Source organism: Sorangium sp. So ce362, assembly GCF_051519845.1.
In the GTDB taxonomy this organism is placed as follows: Bacteria; Myxococcota_A; Polyangia; order Polyangiales; family Polyangiaceae; genus Sorangium.
Genome location: NZ_CP150332.1, coordinates 5,595,454 through 5,610,283 on the forward strand (window position 1 = coordinate 5,595,454; position 14,830 = coordinate 5,610,283).

Consider the following 14,830-nt stretch of genomic DNA (forward strand, 5'->3'; position numbering starts at 1 on the left):
TGCAAGGACCTCCGGCGTCGGCTGGCGCGGCATGAGAGCGCGCAGCGCTACTGGAGGAGTCCGGAGGGCAAGCACATGACGTTGCTCCGGGTCCGACAGCTCCGGAAGGAGCGCGCGACGATTGTAACGGACGCTGCTACCCGAGAAGTTGCCCCACCCGCGACTCTCCCCTCGCCGGCCGATTCGCTCCTCGTGTCGAGGGGCGCGAGCGCCGGCGAGGAGAAGAGCCATGAGTTCGATCTGGATGGGAATCGCCCCGGGCCCGACCGCGACGCGGGTGCTGGCGATGCACGGCGCGGGCGAGACGCTCCTGAAGGCGAGGCTGCGCCGCGACCCCTCGCACCCGCGCGCGCTCGCGACGCTCCTGGAGGCGATCGCGCTCTGGCAGGGGATGCACGTCCACGCTGCGCTCGCTGCGGACGACGAGCGGACTTCGTGCGACTCGAGTCTCTGTCGAGATCGGTTGACCGACCACGGAATCGATCCGCTGTTCACCGTCGCCTGGGTCCCCGTCGCCGGGCGAAGGCGAAGACGGCCGGGGATCGCGGGGATGGGCCGCTTTCATGATCTCGAGCGACTGCTGATCGGAGAGGTGTCGCGATGATCTCGGAAGAGCTGCGCTCCCGCATGCGAAGGCTCTACTTCGCCGAGCACTGGAAGGTGGGGACGATCGCCGCCGAGCTGGGCGTCCACCACGACACCGTGCGCCTCGCCATCGATGCGACGCGCTTCGTCAACACCCAGTACCGAGCGCACGTTTCGGTCCTCGATCCCTACAAGAGCTTTATCCAGCTCACGCTCAAGGACCACCCGAAGCTGCTCTCCACCCGGCTCTACGACATGATCACGTCCCGTGGCTACGCAGGCTCGGTGGTGCAGCTGCGCCGGTACGTGCGCGCCATCCGACCCTCTTCGCACCACGAGGCGTTCTTTCGCCTGCGCACCCTGCCGGGGGAGCAGGCCCAGGTGGACTGGGGATGCTTTGGGACCCTCCTCGTTGGCAGGGCCAAGCGAGCGCTGTCGTGCTTCGTGATGGTACTCGGGTGGTCGCGCGCCGTCTACGCCTACTTCACCCTCGACCAGACGCTGGAGAGCTTCGTCCGCTGCCACATGCGCGCCTTCGAGGCGCTCGGCGGCGTGCCACGGGCGCTGCTCTACGACAACCTCAAGACGGCCGTGCTCGAGCGGCAGGGAGACATCATTCGCTTTCATCCTCGTCTGCTCGAGCTCGCGGGCCACTACCACTTTGCCACCAAGCCCTGCGCGCCGTACCGGGGAAACGAGAAGGGCAAGGTCGAGAGGGCCATTCGCTACCTGCGCTACTCTTTCTTCGACGCTCGCTCGTTCTCCTCGGTGGCCGACCTCAACACGCAGCTTGCCGCCTGGATCGCGGCCGTCGCCCACACACGCCGCGTCCCCGGCGATCCCGACGGACGCCTGGTCGCCGAGGCGCTCACCGAGGAGCGGCCGCGCCTGCTGCCGCTGCCGCAACATGCCTTCGAGAGCGATCTGGTGCGACCGGCGGCTTCGGGCAAGACGCCGTACCTCCGCTTCGACCTCAACGACTACTCGATCCCGCACGCTCTCGTGCGCAAGCCGCTCACGCTGATCGCCTCGGAGGAGAGTGTCCGGATTGTCGACGGCAAGACCGTCGTCGCCCATCACCGCCGCTCCTACGATCGGCTTCAAACCGTGGAGGACCCGACGCACCTCCAGACGCTCGCCGACCACAAGCGCCACGCGCACGAGCTGCGCGGGCGCGACCGTCTGCGCACCGCCTGCGCCCATGCCGAGGCGTTTCTCGACGCCATTGCGCTGCGGGGCGGGCACCTCGGTGGCACCACGTCTCGGCTGCTGCGGCTGCTCGATCGATTCGGCGCGGCGCCCCTCGATGGGGCGATCGCCGATGCGTTCGGGCGCGGCGCGCTCTCGGCCCAGTCGGTCGCGCACGTGCTCGATCAGGCGACGCGCGCCGCCGGGGCCCCGCCGCCGCTCGAACACGTCATGTCCGACGATCCGCGAATCCACGGACTGCGGATCACGCCGCACGCGCTCGGCCGCTACGACGCGCTCGGCGCCAGCGACCCGGAGGAGCGTCATGAGTGATCTCGCAGAACGTCTTGACGACCTCGGGCTCCGCGCCACCGGCGCGGGGCTCGACGATCTCATCGCCCTGGCAACGAAAGAGCGCTGGAGCCCGGTGCAGCTGCTCGAACGGGTCGTCGATCTCGACGAGAAGGACCGCGTGAGGCGCAGCCTGGAGCGGCGCTTCTCGGACAGCCATCTCGGCCGCTTCAAGCCGATGATCGACTACGACTGGGCCTGGCCGACGAAGATCGACCGCGAGCTCGTCGAGCACTCGCTCGGCGGGGGCTATCTCGCCGCCGCGCGCAACATCGTGCTCGCCGCCCCGCAAGGCCTGGGAAAGACGATGATCGCCCAGAATCTCGCGCACCAGGCCGTCCTGATGGGCCACTCGGTCCTCTTCGTCACCGCCGCGCAGCTCCTGCTCGATCTGGGCTCACAGGAGTCCTCACGTGCCCTCGACCGTCGCTTGAAGCACTACGCGAAGATCAGCCTGCTCGTGCTCGACGAGGTCGGCTACCTCGCCTTCGACAACCGCAACGCCGACCTGCTCTTTCAGGTGGTGAGCCGGCGGTACGAGAAGAAGAGCCTTGTGCTCACCACCAATCTCGCGTTTAGCGACTGGCCGACGGTCTTCCCGAACGCGACGTGCGCCACCGCGCTCATCGACCGGGTGATCCATCATGCCGACGTGATCGCGATCGAGGGGGAGAGCTACCGGTTGCGCGAAGCCAAGGAGCACGCCGGCCGGCGAGCACCGTCTCCGCGAGACGACGGGGTGCCGAAGAACAAGAAGAAGTAGGCGTTGCCCGGCAGCCCGGCCACCCGCTCAGGGGTCGGCCGGGCTGTTCAGATTTCCGCGGTTTGAACGGTCCAGCAACAACCAATGGACCTACGCATGCCGACCGTGGAGCAGTTCTCTGCGACCACTAATTTCCGCCACGAAAATGAGGGGATCCCTCAGGTGACGAACGACTCACCCAGCGCTCGGGCTGTCCGGAATTCCGCGGTTTGCAGCGAGCGCCAACAGCTGGCTTCTCCGCAACGCGGATACGACATCTCTGTCTCGACGACGCTGCGTTCGATGGGGTTCGCGGCGTGAGGTGTCCCTCCCCGCTATTTATACATGGGCGGCATTCTCCATCTTTGATGGGAATTACCGAGGTGCCACCTGCCGATCAGCCCACGTAAGCTTGCGGTTGGCTGGTGCCCGGTCTCCCGCGCTCTTCTCCGGGCGACGGCATGCCGTCGACACCAGCCGCCGCGCCGTCCTCGCGCCTGTCACCAGGTGCCTGGGTGGCGCGGTCGATCGAGCGCTCTCTCCCTGGCCACAGCTGCGTCTCCACGCACGTCGACAGCTCTCGTGCCAGGCTCGCAGGATCATCCAGGACGAGCGAGTGCGTGCCGTCGAGGTGGCTCATGACAAAGCCTCCTGTCGTCACCTGACGCCACGCCTCGATGGATGACGCATCTGGGATGATCTCGTCCCTCGTCGCTGCCACGGCGAGGACAGGGACGTCCAGCAGCTTTTCCTCGGCCCACCGATAGCTCATTCCAAGCCGCGCATCCGCACGGAACGAGGGGAGGAGCGCCGCACGAAGCTCGCCGTCGTCCAGGGCTGCCTCCGGCCATGCCCCGACCGCGACCATTCTCTTCACGACGGTGTCGTCATCCTCCTCGATCCCCACTTGCATCGTGCTCTGTCGTGCGTCGGACGGCGGGCTCATGCAGGCGACGGCGAGGCCGAGCGGCGCACGATGCACGCCACGAGACAAGGCTCCGCACAGCACCGCGTAGGCGGTCCATGTCCCGAAGCTGTAGCCGAAGAACAGCGTGGGCAAGTCGAGTCGCTCGCGCAGCGCATCGCACACCTCGCTGACGAAGACGCTCATGTCCGTGACCGGCGTCTCTGCGAGCCGATCGCCCCGAGCCGGGGCCTGGATCGCCACGAACTCCACGTCATCGGCCACATGCTGGGCGAGGGGCAAGAACAGAGAGGCTGCCCCTCCAGCGCCCGGGAAGCAGACGATCCGGACGGCGGGGACGCGCGGCGACCTGAGGATGCGAAGCCACTTGCCGGCGACCTTGTCGTTCCCCGGAAGCGAGCGCTCCCCGGCCGAAGGGAGCATGTCGAGGAGGAAAGCACCGATGGACCTGGAGTCCGGACGTGTGAAGGCCACGGTGACGGGGAGCGTGGCGCCGATCAGGCTGGAGAGCCGGTTTCGAAGCTCCACCGCCATCAAGGAGTCCATTCCGAGCTCCAGCAGGGGCTGGTCGGCCCGGATAGCAGCCGCTCCCTGCAACCCGAGCACCGCGGCGACCTCGGCTTGAACCAGAGCGACGAGCGACTTCAACCGCTCCTGCTCAGGCAGCGCCACGAGACGCTCGCGAATCGCCGAGGTGCCCTGTGATGCTGAGGAAACCCGGCGCAGGCCCGGGCGCAGCAAGGCCAGGAACAGCGGAGGCAGCGCGCCGCCGGTGTCGAGCTTGCGCTGGAGCGTCGCCAGATCGAAGCGCACCGGGGCCAGGCTCGCCTCGGGGCGCAGGAGCGCGGCATCCAGCAGCGAGAGGCCCTCCTCGATCGACATCGGCACAAGCCCTGCGCGCCGGATGCGTGACAGCTCGGCCTCGCCCAGGTGCGCTGTCATGCCCACACCCGCTTGCGCCCAGAAGCCCCACGCCAGGCTCGTCGCCGCGAGCCCGCGGCTGCGGCGGTGCGCCGCGAGCGCGTCGAGGAAGCTGTTGGCCGCCGCGTAGTTGCTCTGGCCCGACGTCCCGAGCGTCCCGGCCGCCGACGAGAACAGCACGAACGCCGAGAGGTCGAGCTCCAGCGTCAGCTCGTGCAGGTGCAGCGCCCCGTCCACCTTCGGCGCGAACACCCGTGAAATGCGCTCAGGCGTCTGCGACGACAGCACGCCGTCGTCGAGCACGCCGGCCAGGTGCAGCACCGCGGTCAGCGGGTGCGCGGCCTCGATTCCGGCCAGCACCCGCGCGACCTCCTCCCGCTCCGACACGTCACACGCCGCCACCGTCACGGTCTCGGCGCCGAGCTCCTCGAGCGATTGCACGAGCTCCCGGGCCCCGGGCGCCTCCAGCCCACGGCGCGACGTCAGCACAAGGTGCCGCACTCCGTGCTCGCGCACCAGATGCTCCGCAACGGCCTGACCCAGCTCGCCTGTTCCCCCGGTCACCAGGACCGTGCCCGTCGGGTCCAGCCCACGAGCCGGCGTGAGCGTCTCCGCTGCCGCCTGCACGCGCACCAGGCGCGCGGCCAGCGCCGCGCCGCCGCGCAGCGCAAGCTCAGGCTCCGTCGTCATCACCAGCGCGCGCGCCAGCAGCTCGCCGTCCACAGCCTCGGTCCCGACGTCGATCAGGCGCAGCCGGCGCTCGGGGTGCTCGTTGCGCGCCGTGCGAACAAGCCCCCACAGCGGCGCGTGCGCCAGGTCCTGGACACCGTCGCCCGGACCGGCGCTGACCGCATCCCGCGTCACCCACACCAGCTCCACCCCCTCGAGCCAGGGCTCCGACACCCACGCTTGCAGCAGCGACAGCGCCTCTCGTGTCGCCTCGTGCGACGCCGCCACCACGCCCGACTGGCTGAGAGCGGCAGCAGTGACATCGACCACCACCCGCACAGGCGCGCTCGCGCCCTGCTCGAGGCGCGCAACCAATGCATCGAGGCTCGCGACCGCCTCCGCTTCCAGGATCTCGGCCAGTTGCCCTCGCCCCTCCGGGACCATGACAAGCATTGGCGGGGCCGGCTCCGACAAGCCGGCCACGAGGCGCACAGGGCGGAAGTCCACCCGATACAGATGCTGCGCCTCGGTACGGATCGCCGCCCTCAGCTGCTCGGCCGTCGCCCAGCGCAGCTGCAGCTCGCCGACGCTCGCCACGGGCTGGCCGGTCGCATCTGCAACGGACAAGGAAGCCGTGATCTGCCTGGAGCCCGCAGTCTCCTGGAGCTCCATCCGGACCCGGAGCTCGCTCGCTCCCATGGCGTGCAGCACCACGTCCGACCAGGCGAACGGCAGGAGCACCTCGTTCGCTCCTGGCCTCTCGGAGAGGGCCGCAACCATCGTGTGCAGCGCGGCGTCCATCAGCGCCGGATGCACGCCATAGTCCTCGGCGCTGTCCCCCGCGGCCTTGGGCAACACCACGCGGCCGAACAACGTCGTGCCTCGACGCCACAGCTCCACGAGCCCCTGGAAGGCCGGGCCGTAGTGGAGTCCACGCACCTCCAGCCGCTCGTAGAAGCCGGAGAGATCCACCGCCTCGGCGCCGGGCACTGGCCACGTCGTCAGCTCATTGAGCTCGCCAGGGGTGCCGAGGGGCTCGTCGGTCAACACGCCCGTCGCGTGCTGCACCCAGGGGGCGTCTTCCGGCCCCTGCTCCGGCTGGCTGTACAGCCCGAACTCACGCCGGCCCGCGGCGTCGGGCGCCCCGACCGAGAGCTGCAATCGCACGGCCACGTCCTCGGCGAGCACCAGCGGCTCGGCCAAGACCATCTCCGACAGCGCTCCGCTGCCCGCTGTGCGCCCGGCCGCCAGCGCGAGCTCCAGCATCCCCGTGCCCGGGAACACCACGTTACCAAACACCGCATGGTCGCGGAGCCACGGCTGCTCACCCAGCGACAGCCGGCCTGTGAACAGATGGCCGTCGCCGTCGGCCAGCTTCGTCGCCGCTCCGAGCAGCGGATGTGCTGCTGCCTTGAGCCCCGCCGAGCCCACGTCGGTACGCGCCTTCGAGATATCCAGCCAGTAGCGCTGCCGCTGGAACGCGTAGGTCGGCAGCTCCACGGACCGGCCGCCACGGCCCGACAGCACCCGTGTCCAGTCCACCTCGTGCCCCTGCACGTGCAGTTGCCCCAGCGTCCTGTACAGCTGCGACACCCCACCTTCGTCGCGCTGCAGGCTCCCCACCACCACCCCTTGCGCCTCCGCGCACGCCGTCGTCAGCGGCATCGCCAGCACCGGGTGCGCGCTCACCTCCACGAACACCCCGTGGCCGTCCTCCAGCAGCTTCGCCAGCGCTCGGTCCAGCCGCACCGTCTGCCGAAGGTTGCGGCACCAGTACTCGCCGTCCAGCCCCTCGCCGCGCGACGCCTCTCCTGTCACCGTCGAGTAAAACGGGATCTCCGTCGCCTTCGGCCTGAGCGACGACAGCTTCGCCCCCAGCTCGGGCAGCAGCGCATCCATGTGCGCGCTGTGCGACGCGTAGTCGACATTGACCCTCCGGCAGAACACACCTTCTGCCGTCAGCTCCGCCATCAGCCCGTCCACTGCCTCCACGTCCCCCGACACCACCGTCGAGCTCGACGTGTTCACCGCCGCTATCGCCAGCGCGTCGCCGTACCGCTCGATGCGCTGCTGCACCTCCGAGACCGGACGCTCGACCAGCATCATCGCCCCCACCCCCGACTGCTGCCGCACCGCCTGGCTGCGCAGCGCCACGACCCGCGCTCCCTCCGCCAGCGACAGCGCTCCGCACACCACCGCCGCCGACACCTCGCCCTGGCTGTGGCCCACCACCGCCGCGGGCTCGACCCCCAGCGACCGCCACGCCGCGGCCAGACCCACGCACATCGCGAACAGCGCCGGCTGCACCACGTCCACGCGCCCCAGCGACGGCAGCTCCTCACCTGCCTCACCTGCCTCACCCGCCTCGCCGCGCAGCACCGACAGCACCGACCAGCCCGTCCACGGCCGCAGCGCCTCATCGCACGCCTGCACCGCCTCCGCGAACGCCGCGCTCTGCTCCAGCAGCGCCCGGCCCATCCCCGGCCACTGGCTCCCCTGGCCGGGGAACACGAACACCACCTTGCCTCGCTCCCGCGCCTTGCCCACGGCCACCGCGCGGTGGCCGCGACCCTCTGACTGCGCGCGAAGACCCTCCACAGCTTCCGCAGCGCTCGCCGCATGCACCGACGCGCGTGCCTCGAAGTGCGTACGGTGCAGCGCTGCCGTGCGCACCACGTCCGCCCACCCCACCTCCGCGTGCTCTTCCAGCCACTTCGCCCAGCGCCCGGCCTGCGCATTCACCGCAGCCTCGTCTCGACCCGACAGCACCAGCGGCATCGCCGCAGGCGCCACCTCGGCCTTGACCTCGACGGGCTCACGCCGCGCCTCGCTGGGCGCTTCTTCGAGGATGATATGCGCGTTGGTCCCGCTGATGCCGAACGACGACACCCCGGCACGACGGACCCGGCCGTTCCGCCGCCACGGACGCGCCTCTTGAAGCAGCGACAGCCCGCTCCCCTCCCACGCGATGTGCAAGCTCGGCTGCTCCGCGTGCAGGGTCTTCGGCAGCACCTCGTGCTGCAGCGCCAGCACCATCTTGATCACGCCCGCCACACCCGCGGCAGGTCCCGTGTGCCCCAGGTTCGACTTCGACGACCCCAGGTACAGAGGACGCTCGGGGCTACGCTTCGGGCCAAACACCTCCGCCAGCGCTCCGGCCTCGATCGGGTCTCCAAGGCTCGTGCCTGTCCCGTGCGCCTCCACCGCGTCGATGTCCTCGGGCGACAGACCACACGACGATAGCGCCTGCCGGATCACCCGCTGCTGGGCAGGGCCGTTCGGCGCCGTCAGACCCTGGCTGCGGCCGTCCTGGTTCACCGCCGAGCCACGGATCACCCCCAGCACTCGGTCGCCGTCGCGCTGCGCGTCAGACAGCCGCTTCAGCAACAGCATCCCGCACCCCTCGGCCCAGCCCGCTCCGTCCGCCTGCGCCGAGAAGCTCTTGCACCGACCGTCTCGGGCCATCCCCTTGAGGCGGCTGAACTCCACGAACAGCACGGGGGTGCTCATGACCGTGACCCCGCCGGCCAGCGCCAGGTCGCATTCGCCCTGGCGCAGCGCCGCGCACGCCAGGTGCAGCGACACAAGCGACGACGAGCACGCCGTGTCCACCGTGATCGCTGGGCCCTGAAGCCCCAGCACGTAAGCCACCCGGCCAGAGATCACGGAGCCAAGATTCCCCGTCATCTGGTACCCGTCCAGAGCATCCAGGACGCTCCCGGTCTGGCTGCCGTAGTCCGAGCCGGCCGAGCCCAGGTATACCCCGGTAGCGCTCCCGCTCAGCGCCGAGGGGCGCATGCCGGCCCGCTCCAGCGCCTCCCACGCCGTCTCCAGCACCAGCCGCTGCTGGGGATCCATCGCCTGCGCCTCGCGCGGTGAGATCCCGAAAAAGCCCGCGTCGAAGAGGTCGACGCCGTGAACGAAGCCTCCCTCGCGCGCATAGCTCTTGCCCACGGCGTCCGGATCAGGAGCGTAGATACTAAGGGCGTCCCAGCGTGCAGGGAAGCCCTCGATCGCGTCCTTCCCTTCCGCCAGGCCAAGCCAGTAGTCTTCCGGCGTCGCCACGCCCCCTGGCAGCCGGCACGCCATCGACACGATAGCGATGGGCTCGTCCTCCTGCCCGCGACGACGCCCCCGCGGGCGGGCCCCCGCGCTCTTCAGCTCCGAGAACGCCTGCTTCAGCAGCAGCTCCGCGACGGCCCGCGGCGTCGGGTAGTCAAAGACCAGCGTCGCCGGCAATGGAGTCTCGGTCCGGGCGGTGAGGCGGTTGCGCAGCGCCACCGCCATCAACGAGTCGAGCCCCAAATCCTTGAGCACCTGATCTGCTGCCACAGCCTCACGGCGCGGCAGCCCGAGCACCACGGCCACCTCGGCCCGAACCAGCTCGACGAGCGCATTCAGGCGCTCCGACTCCGGCAGCCTCGCGAGACGCTCACGGAGCGCCGAGGCTTCCTGGGTTCCAAACGTAGCCTTGCGCAGGCCCGGACGCAGCAGCGCCCGGAGCAGCGCAGGCAGCTGGCCGCTGGCCTCGACTCCTCTCTGCAGCCTGGCGAGGTCCAGGTACGCCGAAACCAGGCTCGCTTCAGGCCGCGAGAGCGCCGCGTCCAGAAGCGACAACCCCGCGCTGAAGGAGATCGGCATCAGACCAGATTGTTTCGTGGCTCCCGGCTCGGCGGTGCTCGGTCGGGCGGTACCCGTCGGCTCCGGCATCCACGACCCCCACGCCAGGCTCGTCGCCGCGAGCCCGCGGCTGCGGCGGTGCGCCGCGAGCGCGTCGAGGAAACTGTTGGCCGCCGCGTAGTTGCTCTGGCCCGCCGTCCCAAATGTACCGGCCGCCGACGAGAACAGCACGAACGCCGAGAGGTCGAGCTCCAGCGTCAGCTCGTGCAGGTGCAGCGCCCCGTCCACCTTCGACGCGAACACCCGTGAAATGCGCTCCGGCGTCTGGGCGGCGAGGACGCCGTCGTCGAGCACGCCGTCGTCGAGCACGCCGGCCAGGTGCAGCACCGCGGTCAGCGGGTGCGCGGCCTCGATTCCGGCCAGCACCCGCGCGACCTCCTCCCGCTTCGACACGTCACACACCGCCACCGTCACGGTCTCGGCGCCGAGCTCCCCGAGCGATTGCACGAGCTCCCGGGCCCCGGGCGCCTCCAGCCCACGGCGCGACGTCAGCACAAGGTGCCGCACTCCGTGCTCGCGCACCAGATGCTCCGCAACGGCCTGACCCAGCTCGCCTGTTCCCCCGGTCACCAGCACGGTGCCTGCCGGGTCCAGCCCGCGAGTTCGGGTGACCTCTTCCACCGCCTGCACGCGCACCAGGCGCGCGGCCAGCGCCGCGCCGCCGCGCAGCGCAAGCTCCGGCTCCGTCGCCATCGCCAGCGCGCGCGCCAGCAGCTCGCCGTCCACAGCCTCGGTCCCGACGTCGATCAGGCGCAGCCGGCGCTCGGGGTGCTCGTTGCGCGCCGTGCGAACAAGCCCCCACAGCGGCGCGTGCGCCAGGTCCTGGACACCGTCGCCCGGACCGGCGCTGACCGCATCCCGCGTCACCCACACCAGCTCCACCCCCTCGAGCCGGGGCTCCGACACCCACGCTTGCAGCAGCGACAGCGCCTGTCGCGCCGCCTCGTGCGACGACGCCGCCACGGCCAATTGGCTGGGAGCGGAATCAGTGACATCGACCACCACCCGCACAGGCGCGCTCGCGCCCTGCTCGAGACGTGCGAGCAATACATCGAGGCTCGCGACCGCCTCCGCCTCCAGGATCTCGGCCAGTTGCCCTCGCCCCTCCGGGACCATGACAAGCATTGGCGGGGCCGGCTCCGACGAACCGTCCACGAGACGCACAGGGCGGAAGTCCACCCGGTACAGATGCTGCGCCTCGGCACGGGTCGCCTCCCTCAGCTGCTCGGCCGTCGCCCAGCGCAGCTTCAGCTCGCCGATGCTCACCACAAGTTGCCCCACGGAGTCAGCGACGTACAGCGAAGCCATCGCCTGCTCTGCGCCGTGATCCTGGAGATCCATCCGGACCCGGAGCTCGCTCGCGCCCATGGCGTGCAGCACCACATCCGACCAGGCGAACGGCAACAAGACGGCGTCTTGCTCTGCCATCTCCGGGAAGGCTGCGACCATCGTGTGCAGCGCGGCGTCCATCAGCGCCGGATGCACGCCATAGTCCTCGGCGCTGTCCCCCGCGGCCTTGGGCAACACCACGCGGCCGAACAACGTCGTGCCTCGACGCCACAGCTCCACGAGCCCCTGGAAGGCCGGGCCGTAGTGGAGTCCACGCACCTCCAGCCGCTCGTAGAAGCCGGAGAGATCCACCGCCTCGGCGCCGGGCACTGGCCACGTCGTCAGCTCATCGAGCTCGCCAGGGGTGCCGAGGGGCTCGTCGGTCAACACGCCCGTCGCATGCTGCACCCAGGGGGCGTCTTCCGGCCCCTGCTCCGGCTGGCTGTACAGCCCGAACTCACGCCGGCCCGCGGCGTCGGGCGCCCCGACCGAGAGCTGCAATCGCACGGCCACGTCCTCGGCGAGCACCAGCGGCTCGGCCAAGACCATCTCCGACAGCGCCCCGCTGCCCGCTGTGCGCCCGGCCGCCAGCGCGAGCTCCAGCATCCCCGTGCCCGGGAACACCACGTTACCAAACACCGCATGGTCGCGGAGCCACGGCTGCTCACCCAGCGACAGCCGGCCTGTGAACAGATGGCCGTCGCCGTCGGCCAGCTTCGTCGCCGCTCCGAGCAGCGGATGTGCTGCTGCCTTGAGCCCCGCCGAGCCCACGTCAGTACGCGCCTTCGAGATATCCAGCCAGTAGCGCTGCCGCTGGAACGCGTAGGTCGGCAGCTCCACGGACCGGCCGCCACGGCCCGACAGCACCCGTGTCCAGTCCACCTCGTGCCCCTGCACGTGCAGTTGCCCCAGCGTCCTGTACAGCTGCGACACCCCACCTTCGTCGCGCTGCAGGCTCCCCACCACCACGCCCTGCGCCTCCGCGCACGCCGTCGTTAGCGGCATCGCCAGCACCGGGTGCGCGCTCACCTCCACGAACACCCCGTGGCCGTCCTCCAGCAGCTTCGCCAGCGCTCGGTCCAGCCGCACCGTCTGCCGAAGGTTGCGGCACCAGTACTCGCCGTCCAGCCCCTCGCCGCGCGACACCTCTCCTGTCACCGTCGAGTAAAACGGGATCTCCGTCGCCTTCGGCCTGAGCGACGACAGCTTCGCCCCCAGCTCGGGCAGCAGCGCATCCATGTGCGCGCTGTGCGACGCGTAGTCGACATTGACCTTCCGGCAGAACACACCTTCTGCCGTCAGCTCCGCCATCAGCCCGTCCACCGCCTCCACGTCCCCCGACATCACCGTCGAGCTCGACGTGTTCACCGCCGCTATCGCCAGCGCGTCGCCGTACCGCTCGATGCGCTGCTGCACCTCCGACACCGGCCGCTCCACCAGCATCATCGCCCCTGACCCCGACCGCTGCCGCACCGCCTGGCTGCGCAGCGCCACAACCCGCGCTCCCTCCGCCAGCGACAGCGCTCCGCACACCACCGCCGCCGACACCTCGCCCTGGCTGTGGCCCACCACCGCCGCAGGCTCGACCCCCAGCGAACGCCACGCCGCGGCCAGGCCCACGCACATCGCGAACAGCGCTGGCTGCACCACGTCCACCCGCTCCAGCGACGGCTGCTCCTCCCCGCCTTCTCCGCGCAGCACCGACAGCACAGACCAGCCCGTCCACGGCCGCAGCGCCGCGTCACACGCCTGCACCGCCTCCGCGAACGCCGCGCTCTGCTCCAGCAGCGCTCGGCCCATCCCCGGCCACTGGCTCCCCTGGCCGGGGAACACGAACACCACCTTGCCTCGCTCCCGCGCCTTGCCCACGGCCACCGCGCGGTGGCCGCGACCCTCTGACTGCGCGCGAAGACCCTCCACAGCTTCCGCAGCGCTCGCCGCATGCACCGACGCGCGTGCCTCGAAGTGCGTACGGTGCAGCGCTGCCGTGCGCACCACGTCCGCCCACCCCACCTCCGCGTGCTCTTCCAGCCACTTCGCCCAGCGCCCGGCCTGCGCATTCACCGCAGCCTCGTCTCGACCCGACAGCACCAGCGGCATCGCCGCAGGCGCCACCTCGGCCTTGACCTCGACGGGCTCACGCCGCGCCTCGCTGGGCGCTTCTTCGAGGATGATATGCGCGTTGGTCCCGCTGATGCCGAACGACGACACCCCGGCACGACGGACCCGGCCGTTCCGCCGCCACGGACGCGCCTCTTGAAGCAGCGACAGCCCGCTCCCCTCCCACGCGATGTGCAAGCTCGGCTGCTCCGCGTGCAGGGTCTTCGGCAGCACCTCGTGCTGCAGCGCCAGCACCATCTTGATCACGCCCGCCACACCCGCGGCCGCCTGCGCATGTCCCAGGTTCGACTTCGACGACCCCAGGTACAGAGGACGCTCGGGGCCACGCTTCGGGCCAAACACCTCCGCCAGCGCTCCGGCCTCGATCGGGTCTCCAAGGCTCGTGCCTGTCCCGTGCGCCTCCACCGCGTCGATGTCCTGAGGCGACAGCCGGCACGACGATAGCGCCTGCCGGATCACCCGCTGCTGGGCAGGGCCGTTCGGCGCCGTCAGACCCTGGCTGCGGCCGTCCTGGTTCACCGCCGAGCCACGGATCACCCCCAGCACTCGGTCGCCGTCGCGCTGCGCGTCAGACAGCCGCTTCAGCAACAGCATCCCGCACCCCTCGGCCCAGCCCGCTCCGTCCGCCTGCGCCGAGAAGCTCTTGCACCGACCGTCTCGCGCAAGCCCCTTGAGGCGGCTGAACTCCACGAACAGCACGGGGGTGCTCATGACCGTGACCCCGCCGGCCAGCGCCAGGTCGCATTCGCCCTGGCGCAGCGCCGCGCACGCCAGGTGCAGCGACACAAGCGACGACGAGCACGCCGTGTCCACCGTGATCGCTGGGCCCTGAAGCCCCAGCACGTAAGCCACCCGGCCGGAAAGCACGCTCGCCGCGCTCCCCGTACCCCGGTACCCGTCCAGCGCGGCGAGGTCACCGCCGAGAAGAGCACCGTAGTCCGAGCCCATCGAGCCCAGGTATACCCCGGTGGAGCTCTCGCTCAGCGCCGAGGGGCGCACGCCGGCCCGCTCCAGCACCTCCCACGCCGTCTCCAGCACCAGCCGCTGCTGGGGATCCATCCCCTGCGCCTCATGAGGCGAGATCCCGAAGAAGCTCGCGTCGAAGACATCGATATCCCGCAGGAATCCACCCTCGCGCACGTAGCTCTTGCCCACGACCTCCGGATCGGGGTCGTAAACAGAGAACGACTCCCATCGGGAAGGGAAGCCCTCGATCGCGTCCTTCCCTTCCGCCAGGAGACGCCAGTAGTCTTCCGGCGTCGCCACGCCCCCTGGCAGTCGGCACGCCATCGACACGATCGCGATGGGCTGGGTGCGCG

Annotated in this window: 3 protein-coding genes and 1 pseudogene; 3 read left to right on the forward strand and 1 reads right to left on the reverse strand. The window is 70.4% G+C overall.

Going from position 1 to position 14,830, the window contains the following annotated elements:
* The first annotated feature begins 229 nt into the window (after positions 1–229).
* Genes WMF17_RS21505 through istB form a run of 3 tightly spaced genes read left to right on the forward strand, consistent with a single transcriptional unit; the run spans position 230 to position 2,887 of the window.
* Positions 230–604: a hypothetical protein gene (locus WMF17_RS21505; protein WP_437644268.1), complete on the forward strand. Its 375-nt coding sequence runs from the start codon at positions 230–232 to the stop codon at positions 602–604.
* Positions 601–2,106, forward strand: coding sequence for an IS21 family transposase (gene istA / locus WMF17_RS21510; RefSeq protein ID WP_437644267.1), 1,506 nt, complete (start codon positions 601–603; stop codon positions 2,104–2,106). Before WMF17_RS21505 ends, istA begins: the two co-directional genes overlap by 4 nt.
* The gene (gene istB / locus WMF17_RS21515; protein ID WP_437644266.1) at positions 2,099–2,887 is read left to right on the forward strand and encodes an IS21-like element helper ATPase IstB; all 789 of its coding nucleotides are present in this window, start codon (positions 2,099–2,101) and stop codon (positions 2,885–2,887) included. The genes istA and istB overlap by 8 nt, the downstream gene beginning before the upstream one ends.
* Before the next feature lie 376 nt (positions 2,888–3,263).
* On the opposite strand, the pseudogene WMF17_RS21520 reads toward istB, so the two are convergent.
* Positions 3,264–14,825 (reverse strand): annotated as a pseudogene (locus WMF17_RS21520) (SDR family NAD(P)-dependent oxidoreductase); the annotation flags it as partial.
* Between the last annotated feature and the right edge of the window lie 5 nt (positions 14,826–14,830).